The sequence below is a fragment of the Streptomyces sp. NPDC003943 genome, from assembly GCF_053605265.1.
This window is the reverse complement of the sequence record NZ_JBSGIW010000138.1, coordinates 1-13821: the sequence shown is the minus strand read 5'-3', so window position 1 is coordinate 13821 and position 13821 is coordinate 1. Positions and strand designations below refer to the sequence as shown.

22 protein-coding genes are annotated in these 13821 nt (G+C 73.1%); 20 read left to right on the top strand and 2 right to left on the bottom strand.

Translation table 11 applies throughout. The features are described from left to right. From ACWEV0_RS34045 to ACWEV0_RS34000, 10 genes are all read left to right on the top strand, one after another. On the top strand, positions 1-231 hold a 231-nt coding region (locus ACWEV0_RS34045), incomplete at its 5' end, for a hypothetical protein (protein ID WP_453153660.1). Further along, positions 228-551: an acyl carrier protein gene (locus ACWEV0_RS34040; RefSeq protein ID WP_453153659.1), complete on the top strand. Its 324-nt coding sequence runs from the start codon at positions 228-230 to the stop codon at positions 549-551. The genes ACWEV0_RS34045 and ACWEV0_RS34040, both read left to right, overlap by 4 nt. Next, complete coding sequence (locus tag ACWEV0_RS34035; protein ID WP_453153658.1) at positions 548-889, top strand: hypothetical protein; 342 nt, start codon at positions 548-550, stop codon at positions 887-889. Before ACWEV0_RS34040 ends, ACWEV0_RS34035 begins: the two co-directional genes overlap by 4 nt. Beyond that, positions 890-1774: a 4'-phosphopantetheinyl transferase family protein gene (locus ACWEV0_RS34030; protein ID WP_453153656.1), complete on the top strand. Its 885-nt coding sequence runs from the start codon at positions 890-892 to the stop codon at positions 1772-1774. It begins immediately after the preceding gene. Positions 1775-1936: 162 nt separating this feature from the next. Beyond that, positions 1937-2767, top strand: coding sequence for an AfsR/SARP family transcriptional regulator (locus tag ACWEV0_RS34025; RefSeq protein WP_453153654.1), 831 nt, complete (start codon positions 1937-1939; stop codon positions 2765-2767). A gap of 126 nt (positions 2768-2893) precedes the next feature. Continuing rightward, positions 2894-3646 (top strand): thioesterase II family protein, encoded by a 753-nt coding sequence (locus ACWEV0_RS34020; protein WP_453153653.1) that lies wholly within the window; start codon positions 2894-2896, stop codon positions 3644-3646. A gap of 38 nt (positions 3647-3684) precedes the next feature. Further along, complete coding sequence (locus ACWEV0_RS34015) at positions 3685-4515, top strand: AfsR/SARP family transcriptional regulator (protein WP_453153652.1); 831 nt, start codon at positions 3685-3687, stop codon at positions 4513-4515. 40 nt (positions 4516-4555) lie between these two features. After that, positions 4556-4819 carry an acyl carrier protein gene (locus ACWEV0_RS34010; RefSeq protein WP_453153651.1) on the top strand — a complete coding sequence of 88 codons (264 nt, stop codon included), beginning with the start codon at positions 4556-4558 and terminating at the stop codon, positions 4817-4819. Beyond that, positions 4819-5199: a SchA/CurD-like domain-containing protein gene (locus tag ACWEV0_RS34005; RefSeq protein ID WP_453153650.1), complete on the top strand. Its 381-nt coding sequence runs from the start codon at positions 4819-4821 to the stop codon at positions 5197-5199. The genes ACWEV0_RS34010 and ACWEV0_RS34005 overlap by 1 nt, the downstream gene beginning before the upstream one ends. Before the next feature lie 10 nt (positions 5200-5209). Continuing rightward, positions 5210-5656, top strand: coding sequence for an anthrone oxygenase family protein (locus ACWEV0_RS34000; RefSeq protein ID WP_453153649.1), 447 nt, complete (start codon positions 5210-5212; stop codon positions 5654-5656). A 65-nt stretch (positions 5657-5721) separates the two neighbouring features. Here ACWEV0_RS34000 and ACWEV0_RS33995 read toward each other — a convergent pair whose 3' ends face one another. Further along, on the bottom strand, positions 5722-6102 hold the full coding sequence (locus ACWEV0_RS33995) for a SchA/CurD-like domain-containing protein (RefSeq protein WP_453153647.1): 381 nt from the start codon (positions 6100-6102) through the stop codon (positions 5722-5724). A gap of 162 nt (positions 6103-6264) precedes the next feature. Here ACWEV0_RS33995 and ACWEV0_RS33990 point away from each other — a divergent pair, with 162 nt between their 5' ends. The 10 genes from ACWEV0_RS33990 (at position 6265) to ACWEV0_RS33945 (ending at position 12872) form a co-directional block, all read left to right on the top strand. Beyond that, positions 6265-6600 (top strand): TcmI family type II polyketide cyclase, encoded by a 336-nt coding sequence (locus ACWEV0_RS33990; RefSeq protein ID WP_453153645.1) that lies wholly within the window; start codon positions 6265-6267, stop codon positions 6598-6600. Continuing rightward, positions 6597-7043: a cupin domain-containing protein gene (locus ACWEV0_RS33985; RefSeq protein ID WP_453153644.1), complete on the top strand. Its 447-nt coding sequence runs from the start codon at positions 6597-6599 to the stop codon at positions 7041-7043. The genes ACWEV0_RS33990 and ACWEV0_RS33985 overlap by 4 nt, the downstream gene beginning before the upstream one ends. Further along, a complete protein-coding gene (locus ACWEV0_RS33980) occupies positions 7040-8329 on the top strand; it encodes a beta-ketoacyl-[acyl-carrier-protein] synthase family protein (RefSeq protein WP_453153643.1) in 1290 nt (429 codons plus the stop codon). The genes ACWEV0_RS33985 and ACWEV0_RS33980 overlap by 4 nt, the downstream gene beginning before the upstream one ends. Before the next feature lie 2 nt (positions 8330-8331). Next, entirely contained in the window at positions 8332-9555 is a 1224-nt protein-coding gene (locus tag ACWEV0_RS33975) for a ketosynthase chain-length factor (RefSeq protein ID WP_453153642.1), read from the top strand. Between the two features lie 18 nt (positions 9556-9573). After that, entirely contained in the window at positions 9574-10035 is a 462-nt protein-coding gene (locus tag ACWEV0_RS33970) for an SRPBCC family protein (RefSeq protein ID WP_453153641.1), read from the top strand. Next, complete coding sequence (locus ACWEV0_RS33965) at positions 10032-10493, top strand: anthrone oxygenase family protein (RefSeq protein ID WP_453153640.1); 462 nt, start codon at positions 10032-10034, stop codon at positions 10491-10493. The genes ACWEV0_RS33970 and ACWEV0_RS33965 overlap by 4 nt, the downstream gene beginning before the upstream one ends. A 33-nt stretch (positions 10494-10526) precedes the next feature. Further along, a complete protein-coding gene (locus ACWEV0_RS33960) occupies positions 10527-11279 on the top strand; it encodes an SDR family NAD(P)-dependent oxidoreductase (RefSeq protein ID WP_453153638.1) in 753 nt (250 codons plus the stop codon). Next, entirely contained in the window at positions 11279-11599 is a 321-nt protein-coding gene (locus ACWEV0_RS33955; RefSeq protein ID WP_453153637.1) for an antibiotic biosynthesis monooxygenase family protein, read from the top strand. The genes ACWEV0_RS33960 and ACWEV0_RS33955 overlap by 1 nt, the downstream gene beginning before the upstream one ends. Next, positions 11592-11900: an antibiotic biosynthesis monooxygenase family protein gene (locus ACWEV0_RS33950; RefSeq protein ID WP_116157706.1), complete on the top strand. Its 309-nt coding sequence runs from the start codon at positions 11592-11594 to the stop codon at positions 11898-11900. The genes ACWEV0_RS33955 and ACWEV0_RS33950 overlap by 8 nt, the downstream gene beginning before the upstream one ends. A gap of 111 nt (positions 11901-12011) precedes the next feature. Continuing rightward, positions 12012-12872: an NAD(P)-dependent oxidoreductase gene (locus ACWEV0_RS33945; protein ID WP_453153636.1), complete on the top strand. Its 861-nt coding sequence runs from the start codon at positions 12012-12014 to the stop codon at positions 12870-12872. A gap of 21 nt (positions 12873-12893) precedes the next feature. On the opposite strand, the gene ACWEV0_RS33940 is transcribed toward ACWEV0_RS33945, so the two are convergent. Then, the coding region (locus tag ACWEV0_RS33940) for an FAD-dependent monooxygenase (RefSeq protein WP_453153635.1) at positions 12894-13821 on the bottom strand (928 nt) is incomplete at its 5' end.

The window sequence follows — 13821 nt, the reverse complement described above, 5'->3', positions numbered from 1 at the left end:
GGCTTCCTGGCCCGCCCGGACTGGCTGGAGGCGGCTCTCACCCGGGTGCTGCGGCGCCTCGGCACCGCCCTGCCGAAGGCCGACCCCGACCACGAGGAACCGCTGCTCGCCGAGTTGTTGGCGAGGTACCGCGAGCACCGCAGCTACGACCTCTACGACACACCCCTGGCCGGCGCCCCCGGCGCGCCCGGAGCAGAGCGAGCGGCACGAGAGGAAAGGGAAGACCGATGACTCACCGGACGTGGCAGCGGCGGCATCTGGTGCTCACCGCGCTGGACGGTACCGAGCACGAACTGCACGCATGGCTGGGGGCGCGGCTCCAGGCGGGCGCGCCGCCCGGAATCCACGGGGACGACGACGCCGGCCGGCCGCTGCTCGACTTCGGCATGGACTCCGTGCGGCTGCTCGGCCTGATCGGCGCGCTCGACGAGGTCTTCGGGCTGGAACTGGAGCCCGACGAGATCTACGCGGCGGAGACCGTGGGGGGCCTGGCCGCACACCTCGCGGACCGGGCGACCGCCGCGGGCCGCGGCGGGCGGGCCGCGTCATGACGGCCGGCACGACCACCGTCGGCACGGTCACCGTCGGCACGGTCGCACCGAGGCTGCGCCTCGCCCTGCTCGGCGTCAGCGGAATGACACCGGAACTGCTCGACGGCGACGCGACCGAGGGGCCCGAGGAGTACGACGGCGCTCTGGACGAGGAGCTGCAGCTGGTGGACGACCTCGACTTCGACTCCGTGATGCTGCTGGAACTCAAGTGCCAGCTGGAGCGGCGGTTCCCCGAACTGGGCGAACTGTCGATGCCGGAGATCCTGCCCGAGCTGCGCACCGTCGGCTCGATCCTCGGACTCCTCACCCGGCGGCTCGCCGCGCTCGGGGCGGTCTGAATGGGCTCCGCACTGGACCCGGTGACCGACCCGCGGATCCGGCGCGTGTTCGCCCGTCCGATCCAGGTACGCGGACCGGACGGTCCCTGGGCGGAGGTGCGCGAGGCGATCTCCCGGCACGGCAGCGCGCTGGTGCACGCCCGGCTGGACGACTGGCTGCCCGCCGACCTCGGCGACCCCGGCCTGCCCGATCAGCTCGGGCAGGACCACGCCCGTTTCCGGCGCATGCGGCACCCCATGGTGAAGGCCCGGTTCGTGGCCTCCCGGTTGATGCTCAAACACACCGCCGGAGCGATGGTGGGCGAGCCGCCGGGGGCGCTGGAACTGGCCTACAAACTGGGCGGACGCCCGTACCTGCGCGGTCACGAACAGCTCGACATCAGCCTGACGCACACCGCCGACCTGATCGTGGTCGGGCTCACCCGGCGGGGCTGGATCGGCGTCGACGCCGAGCTGAACGACCGCCGGATGACCGGCCTCGGCACCGAGGCACAGATGTGCACCCGGCACGAGCTGGCCGAGCTGGCGAAGCTCCCCGAGGACGCGCGCAACCGCGCCCTCGTCCGGCTGTGGACCCTGAAGGAGGCGTACAGCAAGGCGATCGGCCAGGGCATGCGGTTCCGCTTCACCGAGTTCGGCTTCGGACCGCAGGACCGTCAGGCACGGGAGGTACTGCTCCCGGACGGCTCGCCCGGCACCGGCGACGAGTGGAGCTTCCACACCTGCGAGGTGCGAGGGCGCTACACGATCAGCGTCGCCCTGTACGACGCCGGATTCGGCGAGAGCGGCGACGGTCTCGACGCCCTGCGCGTGTCCGGCGGTCTGCTGGCGGAATTGTTGACAGGTCCATCATCCGGTGGCCGGCCGGAACGCGCCACTGCGTAGTTCACGCCCGTGACGTGAAGATCTCACCTCCGTCCGCAGCCGCACACTCCTGTCCGACTCCTGAAGATCTCACTGTTCCCGGCCCGCTCCCCGTGCCAAGATCCGAAATGACCGGACGCACCCGCAGCCCGGCATTCGCGGAAAGAGACGGGGGAGCCACGAATGGAAATTCAGGTCCTTGGCCCACTGACCGCTGCCGTCTCCGGAGGGTCCATCGTCCCGACGGCCGCCAAGCCGCGCCAGATCCTCGCGCTGCTCGCGCTGAACGCCAACCGGGTCGTTTCGGTGGCGCAGTTGATGGAGGAGCTGTGGGGTGCGGACCTGCCCCGCAGCGCCGCCACCACGCTGCAGACCTACATCCTCCAGCTGCGGCGTATGCTGCGTGCCGCCGCCGCCCGCAGCGGGCTGCCCGGCAGCGCCGAGCACGTGCTGGCCACCCGGCACGGCGGATACGTGCTTGAGGTGGCACCCTCCGCGGTCGACGCGAACGAGTTCGACCGGCTGACCGCCGCGGGCCACGCCGCGTTCGCCGCGGGCGACATGGAGCACGCCTCCGCCCTGCTCGGCGCGGCCTCCGCGCTGTGGCGCGGCTCGGTCCTGGTCGACGTACGGCACGGATCCCAGCTGCGCATCGAGGCCACCCGCCTGGAGGAGTCCCGGATCGGGGTCCTTGAACGGCGGATCCGCGCCGACCTGCGGCTCGGCAGGCACCACGAGGTGATCGGCGAACTGTCCGCGCTGACCGGGCACCACCCGCTGGACGAGGCGCTCCACGCGCACCTGATCGTCGCCCTGTACCGGGCCGGCCGCGCACCCCGGGCGCTCGGGGTGTACCGCCAGCTGCGCGAGACGCTCATCGAGGAGATCGGCCTGGAGCCGTCCGCCGTGCTCCAGCACCTCCAGCGGGCCATCCTGCGCGGCGAACCGGTCGACGACTACGGCCTGGAGGGCACGGCACCCGCCGTACCGGCCCGGAGCAGCCTCGCCGGCTGAGACGGCCCGTACGCCGAAGACCCCTTCGATCGCTTCTCCAGTTCACGTCCAGCGACCTTCCAGAGTCCTTGGCCACCATCGTCGGGCACTGCCTTCCGGTGGTGCCGACGGGGCGAAGGAGGCCGCGTGAACCGGTATTTCGCAGCCAGACCGCGGGACGGGGCGCCACTTCGGCTGTTCTGCTTCCACCACGCCGGGGCCGGGGCGATGACCTTCGCCGGCTGGGCCGGCCGGATCGGCCCCCAGGTCTCGGTGGTGCCGGTCCGGCTGCCGGGCCGGGAGAGCCGGCTGGGCGAAGCCCGGATCACCGATGTCGCCTCGCTCTTCGACGAGTTCGACGAGCACCTCGGTCCGCTGCTCGACCAGGGCCCGTACGCCTTCTACGGCCACAGCCTGGGCGCCCTGGTCGCCTACCGCTTCGCCGAGCACCGGATCGGCTCCGGGCGGCAGGCGCCCGTCGGCGTGGTGGTCGGCGCCTGCATGCCGCCCGACCTGCCCAATCCGCTGATCGGGGCCGGCCACCTGGACGACGAGGCGCTGCTTGCCCTGCTGTCGTCCTTCGGCGGGGTGCCCGAGGAACTCCTCGCACGCCCCAAGTGGCTGCGGGAGATGCTGGCCACCACCCGTGCCGACCTCAGCCTCGGCCGGGCGCTGCGCGAGGGGGCCCGTACCCCGTTGCCGTGCCCGATCTGGGCGTTCGCCGGGGAGAGCGACCGGGTCGCCACCCCGGGCGCCGTCGCCCAGTGGGAGCGCTGGACCACCTCGTCCTTCCACTTCCGCACCCTGGCCGGCGGCCACTTCTTCGTCCGCGACGACGAACTTCCCGGCGTGTTGGGCGGGTTGCTCGCCGAGGAGCACATGTTCGCCGCCGTCGACTGACCCCGGCCCCACCGCGAACCTCGAAGGGAGAAGGCGATATGGATATCGGCCTGCTCGGCCCGCTCCGGGTCGACCAGTCGGGGGTGTCCGTCGTGCCGACGGCCGCCAAGCCGCGCAAGGTGCTGGCCCTGCTGGCCTGCCGGGCGGACCGGCTGGTGTCCGTGGAGTCACTGATCGAGGAGGTCTGGGGCGAGGACCCGCCGCGCAGCGTCCAGACCACCCTGCAGACCTACGTGCTGCAGCTGCGCGGCTGCATCTCCGCCGCGCTGAACGGGCAGCTGCCCGCCGATCTGCCGCTCGGCTCCAAGAGTGTGCTGGTCACCGAGCCCGGCGGCTATCTGCTCGACACCCAGGGCGGCACGCTGGACAGCGCCGAGTTCGACCGGCTCGCCCGGCGCGGACACTGCGCCATGGAGGCCGGTGACTGTGTGACCGCCTCCGCCGTCTTCCGGCAGGCGCTGGCGCTGTCACGCGGCCCCGCCCTGGTCGACGTGCAGTGCGGCCCGCTGCTCGAGGCCGAGGCGCGCGCCCTGGAGGAGTCCCGGCTGAGCATCCTCGGCCGGCGCATCGAGGCCGACCTGCGGCTCGGGCGCCATCACGAACTGCTCGGCGAACTGGCGGGACTCTGCGCCCAGTACCCCCTGCACGAGGGCCTCCAGGCGCAGCTGATGATCGCCCTGTACCGGGCCGGACGCCGCAGCACCGCCCTGGAGACCTACCAGCGCCTGCGCACCGTGCTCAGCCGCGAGCTCGGACTCGATCCCTCCCCCGAGCTGCGCGAGTTGCAGAGCGCCCTGCTCGAGGCCGATCCGGCCCTCGCCCTGCCGCCGCAGAGCCCCGCCTCCACCCGGCTGCTGCGGGCCATCTGAGCTTTCGCCCGATCCCGTCCCTCTCTCAGGAAGGTGCCCGATGAGCACGTTCACCCTGCCCGAGCTGATCGAGAAGCTGCGCGAGTGCGCCGGCGACAGCGACACCTACGACCTCGACACCGACGACGTCATCGACGTCCCGTTCCTCGAGCTCGGCTACGACTCCCTCGCCCTGCTCCAGGTCACCGGCGTCCTCGACCGGGAGCTCGGGATCGAACTGTCCGACGACGAGGTGGCTGCCGTCGAGACCCCCCGGCTGTTCCTCGGCCTCGTCAACGACGCCCTCGGTCTGCGAGCCGCGTGATGCCGTACGCAGCGATCACCTACCGGGTCAAGCCCGGCCACGAGGACGAGATAGCCGCGGTCTTCGCGGACTTCCAGCGGGTCGACACCCCCGACTACCCGGCCGAGGACGGCGGACACGCCGGGCGGCTGCTCGGCACCGGCGTGTTCGTCAAGGACGACGTCCTCGTCCGGGTCATCCACTACGAGGGCGATTTCGCCGCGATCGGCCGGCACATGGCGGCCCAGCGCGGAGTGCACGTGCTGGAGGAGCGGCTGGCCCCGTACCTCGCCGAGGAGCGGGACACCACCACCGCCGAGGGCTTCGCGGCGTACTTCCGTGACGCCGTCATGCGGCCCATCGCCCAGCTCACCGTGGACACCCATCCGGCCCGGCGCTGAGGGACGGCCCATGACCACGGTACTGGGCGTGCTGGCGCTGCTCGGCAGCGGCGTCACCGCCGGAGTGCTGTTCGCCGTCGCGCTGAGCGTGCTCCCCGCGCTCTTCGCGATGCCGGCCAGCACCTACGTCTACGCGCACCAGCTGCTGGGCCGGAACTGGGACCCGACCATGCCGGTCATCGTCCTCGGTTCGACGCTGGCGGACATCCTGTGGGCGGTGTCCGGCGACGGGGGAGTGCCGGCCGCGGCGGCGGCCGTGCTGCTGCTCGGGGTCTCCGCCGTGTCCCACCTGTGCAACGTCCCGATCAACCGCCGGGTCAAGGCCGTCACCGACCCGGAGCGGCTGCCCGCCGACTGGACGGACCCGCGCCCGCTGTGGCGGCGATGGCACCTGCTGCGCTGCACTCTCGCGGTGGTCGCGCTCGCCCTCAACAGCATGGCCGCACTGCACGGTTGACGGATCGGGCCGGCTCCCCGGAGAGGGGGGCCGGCCCGATCCGCGCGTTCGGTCAGGACGTGCGGTCAGGACGCCGCGGGCGCGTCCCGTACCGAGATCTGTGCCACCGTGCGCAGCAGGCTGCGCCGGAAGGTCGCGACGAACCCCTCGACGGTGTCGGTGTCCCGGGGCCGGGTCAGGTACGGCTTCAGCTTCCGTTCCACCTCGCGCACCCCCGGCTGGGACGCCATGTGACGCGCCACCGCGTCCAGGTCGCCCTCGTACTCGATGACCCGCACCAGGGTGTCGTCCCGGAGGAAGACGGCCGTGGCGAGGATGCGGCCGGCGTCCTGCCCGCCCGCGTCGCGCACCCGGTCGGACTTCACGCGGCGGAAGCTGCCGAAGATCTCGGCGAGTTCGGCCTCGCAGCCGGGCTTGATCTCGTAGGTGATGGCGGCGAAGGGCATGGGCTCGCTCCACAGGTCGGCACACGGGACGCCACGATGCCAGCACCAGTGACTCGTGTTCGCCTCAAGTCCGTTGTCTGGACGCGTACTTGAGCCGGTCTCCAGGTTGCCCGGGGACAGTCTGGCGTGTCGGTGTCGGCACCCATCCCCAGGAGGACAGCAGTGCACCGCACCCTGATCGTCGCCCGGCTGAAGCCGGGCATGGCCGATGACATCGCGACCATCTTCGGTGACTCCGACGCGACCGAGCTGCCCCACCTGGTCGGTGTCTCCCGACGCACCCTGTTCCGCTTCCACGACCTGTACTTCCACCTGGTCGAGGCCGACCAGGACATCTCGCCGGACCTCTACAAGGCCCGCAGCCACCCGCTCTACCAGGACATCAACACCCGTCTCGCGGCCTGCGTGAGCCCGTACGACCCGGACTGGAAGGAGCCCAAGGACGCCATGGCGACCCCCTTCTACGTGTGGACCAAGGACGAGGGGCGGATCCAGTGACCGACACCGACCGCACCGCCGGCACCCGCACGGTGAAGGTCTCCGCCGCGCAGACCGAGGCCAACACCAGGCGCGGCGGCGACATCCGGGTGACCCTCAGCCCGAAGACCGTCGGCTGCACCTCGGGCTTCGGCGGCACGCTCACCCTGGTGCCCGGCGACCACATCACCGAGCACTACCACCCGTACTCCGAGGAGTTCCTCCACGTCATCGGCGGTGAACTGGAGATGACCCTGGACGGCCGGCCGGTGCGGCTGACGGCCGGGGACTCCCTGCTGGTCCCGATCGGCGTGCGCCACCGCCTGGTGAACACCGGCACCGAGACGGCCAGGTGCGTCTTCCACCTGTCCCCGCTGGCGCCGCGCCCCGAGCTCGGGCACGTCGACACCGAAGCCGTCCCGCACCCGGAGGCGGCCGACCCGCGGGTGGGTGGCGGCACGTGAGCGGCGGCGGTGAGCGTCGCGCGGTGATCACCGGCATCGGCGTGGTGGCGCCCGGCGGCGTCGGCAGGGAGGCGTTCTGGCAGCTGCTCACCGAGGGCCGGACCGCGACCCGCCGGCTCAGCCTCTTCGACCCCGCCGGGTTCCGCTCCCAGATCGCCGCCGAGGTGGACTTCGACCCGGCCGGCGCCGGTCTGACCGCCAGGGAGATCCGGCGCATGGACCGCGCCGCCCAGTTCGCCGTGGTGTCCGCCCGCGAGGCCATCGCCGACAGCGGACTCGACCTGACCGCCGTACGCCCCGAGCGGATCGCGGTCGGCCTCGGCAGCGCTGTCGGCTGCACCATGGGCCTGGAGGAGGAGTACACCGTCCTCAGCGACCAGGGCCGGAACTGGCTGGTCGACCACGAGTACGGCGTCCCGCACCTGTACGGCTACATGGTGCCCTCCACGCTCGCGGTCGAGGTGGCCTGGGCCGCCGGGGCGGAGGGCCCGGTCTCCCTCGTCTCCACCGGCTGCACCTCCGGCATCGACGCCGTGGCGCACGCCGTCCAGCTGATCGAGGAGGGCAGCGCCGACGTGGCGCTGGCCGGCGCCACCGACGCACCGATCTCCCCGATCAGCGCGGCCTGCTTCGACGCGATCCGGGCCACCACCGCCCGCAACGAGGACCCGGAGCACGCCTCCCGGCCCTTCGACCGCGACCGCGCCGGGTTCGTGCTCGGCGAGGGCTCCGCCGTCCTGGTGCTTGAGGAGAAGACGGCCGCCGAGGCGCGCGGCGCCCATGTCTACGGCGAGATCGTCGGCAGCGCCGGGCGCAGCAACGCCCACCACATGACCGGCCTGAAGCCGGACGGCCGCGAGATGGCGGAGGCCATCGGCATCGCCCTCGACCAGGCCCGTCTGGACCCGAAGGCGGTCGGCTACGTCAACGCCCACGGCTCCGGCACCAAGCAGAACGACCGGCACGAGACCGCCGCCTTCAAGCGCGCCCTCGGGGACCACGCGTACCGCGTCCCGGTCAGCTCGATCAAATCGATGATCGGGCACTCGCTGGGCGCCATCGGCTCCATCGAGGTGGCCGCCTGCGCGCTCGTGCTCGACCGGCAGGTGGTGCCGCCGACCGCCAACCTGGAGAACCCCGACCCGACGTGCGACCTGGACTACGTCCCGCACACCGCCCGCGAGCACCGCACCGACGTGGTGCTGACGGTCGGCAGCGGCTTCGGCGGGTTCCAGAGCGCGATGGTCCTGGCGCGGCCCGGGGCGGTCGCCCACGGGAGGAGCTGACCATGTCCACCGAGCACCGCCCGCCCGTGATCACCGGCATCGGCGTCACCGCGCCGACCGGCCTCGGCGTGGAGGCACACTGGGCCGCCGTGCTGGCGGGCAAGTCCGGCATCGACCGGATCACCCGGTTCGATCCCACCCCCTACCCGGTGCGGCTCGCCGGCGAGGTGACCGGTTTCAGCGCCGCCGACTCGGTGCCCAGCCGGGTCGCCCGCGAGACCGACCACTGGACCCACCTCGCCCTCGCCGCCGCCGAGGCCGCCCTGACCGACGCCGGGGCCGACCCCGCCACGCTGCCCGAGTACGAGATGGCCGTGGTGACCGCCAGCTCGTCCGGCGGCACCGAGTTCGGCCAGCACGAGATGGAGGCGCTCTACCAGCACGAACCCTCCTGGGTCGGCGCCTACCAGTCCATCGCCTGGTTCTACGCCGCGACCACCGGACAGTTGTCCATCCGGCACAAGATGCGCGGCCCGTGCGGAGTGCTCTGCGGCGAGCAGGCCGGCGGACTCGACGCCATCGGCCAGGCCCGCCGGCTCACCCGGCGCGGCGCCCGGCTGGTGCTCACCGGCGGCACCGACGCCTCCCTGTGCCCGTACGGACTGAGCGCCCAGCTGTCCACCGGCAGGCTCTCCACCGTCACCGACCCGGCCCGCGCCTACCTCCCGTTCGACCGCTCGGCCGCCGGCTACCTGCCCGGCGAGGGCGGCGCGATCCTGGTCCTGGAGAGCGACGCCGGAGCCACCGAACGGGGCGCCGGACATCGGTACGGCACCGTGCTCGGCTACGCCGCCGGCTTCGACCCGGCCCCGGGCTCCGACCGGCCCCCCGCGCTGCGGCGCACCATCGAGGCGGCGCTCGCGGACGCCTCCCTCGGCCCCGGTGACATCGACGTCGTCTTCGCCGACGGCGCCGGCACGCCCGCCGAGGACCTCGCCGAGGCCCGGGCGATCAGCGCGGTGTTCGGCCCCGGGGCCGTACCCGTCACGGCGCCCAAGGTGCTCACCGGCCGGCTGTACGGCGGCGGCGCGCCGCTGGACGTGGTCACCGCGCTGCTCGCGCTGCGCGACGGCGTCGTCCCGCACACCCCCGGCGTCGAGCAGCTCGCCCCCGGCGTCGACCTCGACCTGGTCACCGACGAACCCCGCACCACACCGCTGCGCCGTGTCCTGGTCCTGGCCCGCGGCCACGGCGGCTTCAACTCGGCTGTAGTCCTCGGACGTTGACGAAAGGCTGGCGCACCCATGGCAGGCCACACCGACAACTCGATCCTCATCGACGCACCGCTGGAGACCGTCTGGGAGATCACCAACGACCTGGAGAACTGGCCGAACCTGTTCAGCGAGTACGCCTCCGCCGAGGTGCTGGAGCGCGACGGCGACACCGTCACCTTCCGGCTCACCATGCACCCCGACGAGAACGGCACCGTGTGGAGCTGGGTCTCGCGCCGCACCCCCGACCCGAAGAGCCGCACGGTCGAGGCGTACCGGGTGGAGACCGGCCCGTTCGAGTTCATGGACATCCGCTGGGAGTACACCGTCGAGGACGACGCGGTGCGGATGCGCTGGATCCAGGACTTCCACATGAAGCCGCAGGCCCCCGTGGACGACGCGGGCATGACGGAGCACCTCAACCGCAACACCGCCGTCCAGATGAAGCTGATCAAGGAGAAGGTCGAGGCCGCCGCCCGCCGTGAGCCACGGTGACCGCCGTCCTCGCACCCCTGGTGGTGCTCCTGAGCGGCCTGGGCGCCGGGGTCCTGCTCGGCACCCAGCTCGGCGGCTGGCCCCTGCTCGCCGCCCTGCCGCCGGACCGCTACGTCCACGCGCACGCCTTCTTCGCCACCCGCTACGACCCGGCGATGCCGATCTGCCTGCTCGGCACGCTCGCCGGTGACCTGGTGCTGGCCGTCGGCGGCCGGCCGCCCGCGGCCCGGCTGCTGTACCTGGCCGCCGCGCTGCTCGCCGCCGCCACCGTCACCATCTCGCTCGTCAAGAACGTCCCCATCAACCGGTGGATCCAGGGCGTCGACCCCGGCCGGCTCCCGGAGAACTTCGACGAAGTCGACCCGCGCCCCGTCTGGGGCCCGTGGAACCGGCGGCGCAGCGCGCTCGCCATCCTCGCCTTCGCCGCCAACTGCGGCGCACTGTCCGTCCTGCTCTGACGCACCCACCGCCCAGCCTCACGGAGGAAGACCATGAACCTGGCCCTGGAGGGCAAGAAGGCCCTCGTCACCGGCGGCACCCGAGGCGTCGGCCGGGGCATCGTGCTCGCGCTGGCCCGGGCCGGCGTCGACGTGGTGACCTGCTACCGGCAGCCCAGCGACCACGTCGGTTCGCTGGAACGAGAGCTGAAGGAGACCGGCGGCGACCATCACGTCCTGCGGGCCGACCTCAGCAGGCCGGAAGAGGTCGCCTCCCTGGTGGAGCGGGCCGGAACGGCGTACGGCCGACTCGACCTGGTCGTCAACAACGCGGGCACGATCAGCCACGTCCCCTACGCCGACCTGCCGGTGGAGGAGTTCCAGCGGATCTTCACCACCAACGTCACCGCCGCCCACCTCGTGATCCAGCACGCCCTTCCGCTGCTGCACGAGGGCTCGTCCGTCATCAGCATCGGCTCCAAGGCGGTGGAGGCCGGCATCCCGCTGCGCTCGCACTACACCGCCACGAAGGCGGCCCTGGTCGGCCTCAGCCGCTCGCTGGCCAAGGAGTTCGGCGCGAAGGGCATCCGGTTCAACGTCGTCGCCCTCGGCGTGGTGGAGACCGAGAACCTGCACGCGCTTCCCGAGGACCAGCGGAAGCTGATGGTCGAGCGCTACAGCGCCAAGACCGCGCTGGGCCGCCTCGGCACCCCGGACGAGGTGGCCGGCGCCATCCTCTGGCTCGCCAGCGACCTGTCCCGGTACGTCACCGGGTCCACCGTCAGCGTCGACGGGGGGATCTCCTGATGACGTTCCGGGTCACCCTGCGGATGGAGCTCAAGCCCGGCGCCGAACACGCCTTCGTCGAGGAGTGGCACCGCGGCACCGACGCGGTCACCGGCCACCCGGCCAACCTCGGGCAGTGGCTGTGCAAGGACACCGGCGCGGACGGCGTCTACTGGATCGTCAGCGACTGGCTGGACGAGCCGCGCTTCCGCGCCTTCGAGAACAGCCCCGCCCACCTGGAACACCGGGCCAGGCTGCACCCCTACCGCAGCGGCGGCTCCTTCCACACCATGGAGGTCACCGCCCACATCCCCGGAACGGCGGCGAGCGCCGATGCCTGAGGTGCGGGTGCTGGTGTACCAGTTCGCGCGCGACGACGCCGAACTCGCCGCGGTACGCGCCGCCTACCACCAGGTCAGCGAACGGCTCGCCAAGGTGCCGGGGATGCTCGGCAACGAACTGCTCCTCCGGCTGCACGACCCCGGCTCGCTGGTGGTGGTCAGCCGCTGGGCGAGCACGACCGCCTTCCAGGACTGGGAGGCCGGTCCGGAACACCGCGACGACACGGCGCCGCTGCGCCCCTACCGGGACACCCGCACCGGCACGCCGTTCGCGGTCTACGAGGTCGACGCGGCCTACTGAACGACCCGCACCCCGCGACCGCTGTCCCCGGCGCCCCTCCCCCCGGCGCCGGGGACAGCCCCCTGTCGCGGCAACCCCCTCCCACCAGGCAACGCGAAGGAAGGCGGCACGATGAGCCCCACCACTCTGGCCTTCATCGGACTCGGCAGCATGGGCGGCGGCATGGCACACCGCCTGCTCGGCGCCGGATACCGGCTGACCGTCCACAACAGGACCGCGGACAAGGCCGCACCGCTCCTCGCCCAGGGCGCCGTGGCCGCGGGCTCGCCGGCCGAGGCCGTGAAAGGCGTCAGCACCGTGCTGCTCAGCCTCAGCGACGAGGCCGCCGTCGAGAAGGTGCTGTTCGGCGAGGTGGTCCCCGCGCTGGAGCCCGGCAGCACCGTCATCGACACCTCCACCGTCTCGCCGGAGTACGCCCGGCACAGCGCGACCCGGCTCGCCGAGGCCGGGCTGCGCCGGGTCGAGGCGTGCGTCGTCGGCAACCCGCTGCAGGCCCGGGAGGGCCTGCTGCGGGTCTTCGTCTCCGGCGACGACGCCGACATCGAGGCGGTGCGGCCGGTCCTCGAGACCATCGGCTCCGAGGTCGTGCCGCTCGGCGCGCCGGGCGCCGCCGCCACCGCCAAGCTGATCCTCAACCTGCTGCTCGGCGCCCAGGTCGCCGCGCTCGCCGAGGCCGTGACGTACGGCGGGCGGGCCGGCCTCGACCGGGACCGGCTGCTCGCGACCATCGCCGGGAGCGGGTTCAGCTCCGAGGTCCTGCGGTTCCGCGCCGAGCTGATGCGCAAGGGCAGCTACCAGCCGGCCTTCTTCCGCTCCGCGCTGATGGAGAAGGACCTGCGCCTCGCCGTCACCGACGCGGCACGGGCCGGTGTCGCGATGCCCGTGCTCGACACCGTACGGGCCCGCTTCGCCGACGTCGTCGCGGCCGGGGACGGCGACCGCGACGCCGCGGTACTGATCGAGCACACCTGAGCCGGACCGCCGGGGCGGGCGTCAGCGGCCGAGCATCCGGGCGAGGGCGGCGTGCAGGGCGTCCTCGGCGTCGTCCGGTGCCCCGGCGGACCGCCAGGCCACCACCCCGTCCGGGCGGACCAGCACCGCCCCGGCGTCCGTCGTGCCGTACGCCTTCGCCCAGTCGCCGCCCGGGTCCTCGTACGCCCCGTCGCCGCCGATGCCGTGCACCCGGAGCGGCACGCCGAGGCGCCGCGCCGCCGCCCCGGCCGCCGCCGGCCACGGTCCAGGGCGGGAGCCCGTCAGCAGCACCGGGCCGTCGCCGAACAGGTCCAGGGTCGAGCACTCCGTACCGGCGCGCAGCAACGGCACATGGGGGGCCCGGGTCCCCGGCAGGCCGCGCGGATCGGTCACCCACACGTCACCGTCCACCGCGTAGCGCCAGCCGAACCACACGGTGGTGTCGTCCACGAGACCGGGCGGCAGCACCCGCCGTGCCCCGCGCCCACCGTCGCGCGGCCGGTCCCGCTGGCGCAGCACCGCCTGCCGTACGGTGGCCGCACCGAGCGGCCGGCGTTCGGCCTCGTAGCTGTCGAGCAGACCGGGGGAGGCCTGCCCGGCGAGCACCGCGGCCAGCTTCCACGCCAGGTTGTGGGCGTCCTGGACACCGGAGTTCGAACCGAAGGCACCGCTCGGCGGCATCACGTGGGCGGCGTCGCCCGCGAGGAAGACCCGGCCGGCGCGGAACCGGCGCGCCACCTTGGCGGCGGCCTCCCACGGAACGGCGCCAAGGACCCGCACGGCGAGATCCGGCACGCCCGAGGCGGCCCGCACCAGCTCGGCGCACCGCTCGGGCGGGAAGGCGGCGAGCACCTCCCCGGGCGTGCCGGGGTCGCCGGGGCCGAGGATGACGTCCAGCCGCCACTCGCTCGCGTTGTCCAGCGGGATCAGCGCGCCGCGCACCCGGTCG

Coding starts and splice junctions, on each gene's coding strand:
- ACWEV0_RS33955 (WP_453153637.1), top strand. CDS start 11,279: ATGACGTTCCGGGTCACCCTGCGGATGGAGCTCAAGCCCGGCGCCGAA.
- ACWEV0_RS34000 (WP_453153649.1), top strand. CDS start 5,210: ATGACCACGGTACTGGGCGTGCTGGCGCTGCTCGGCAGCGGCGTCACC.
- ACWEV0_RS34005 (WP_453153650.1), top strand. CDS start 4,819: ATGCCGTACGCAGCGATCACCTACCGGGTCAAGCCCGGCCACGAGGAC.
- ACWEV0_RS34035 (WP_453153658.1), top strand. CDS start 548: ATGACGGCCGGCACGACCACCGTCGGCACGGTCACCGTCGGCACGGTC.
- ACWEV0_RS34010 (WP_453153651.1), top strand. CDS start 4,556: ATGAGCACGTTCACCCTGCCCGAGCTGATCGAGAAGCTGCGCGAGTGC.
- ACWEV0_RS33995 (WP_453153647.1), bottom strand. CDS start 6,102: ATGCCCTTCGCCGCCATCACCTACGAGATCAAGCCCGGCTGCGAGGCC.
- ACWEV0_RS33975 (WP_453153642.1), top strand. CDS start 8,332: ATGTCCACCGAGCACCGCCCGCCCGTGATCACCGGCATCGGCGTCACC.
- ACWEV0_RS34015 (WP_453153652.1), top strand. CDS start 3,685: ATGGATATCGGCCTGCTCGGCCCGCTCCGGGTCGACCAGTCGGGGGTG.
- ACWEV0_RS34040 (WP_453153659.1), top strand. CDS start 228: ATGACTCACCGGACGTGGCAGCGGCGGCATCTGGTGCTCACCGCGCTG.
- ACWEV0_RS33950 (WP_116157706.1), top strand. CDS start 11,592: ATGCCTGAGGTGCGGGTGCTGGTGTACCAGTTCGCGCGCGACGACGCC.
- ACWEV0_RS34030 (WP_453153656.1), top strand. CDS start 890: ATGGGCTCCGCACTGGACCCGGTGACCGACCCGCGGATCCGGCGCGTG.
- ACWEV0_RS33945 (WP_453153636.1), top strand. CDS start 12,012: ATGAGCCCCACCACTCTGGCCTTCATCGGACTCGGCAGCATGGGCGGC.
- ACWEV0_RS33960 (WP_453153638.1), top strand. CDS start 10,527: ATGAACCTGGCCCTGGAGGGCAAGAAGGCCCTCGTCACCGGCGGCACC.
- ACWEV0_RS34025 (WP_453153654.1), top strand. CDS start 1,937: ATGGAAATTCAGGTCCTTGGCCCACTGACCGCTGCCGTCTCCGGAGGG.
- ACWEV0_RS33970 (WP_453153641.1), top strand. CDS start 9,574: ATGGCAGGCCACACCGACAACTCGATCCTCATCGACGCACCGCTGGAG.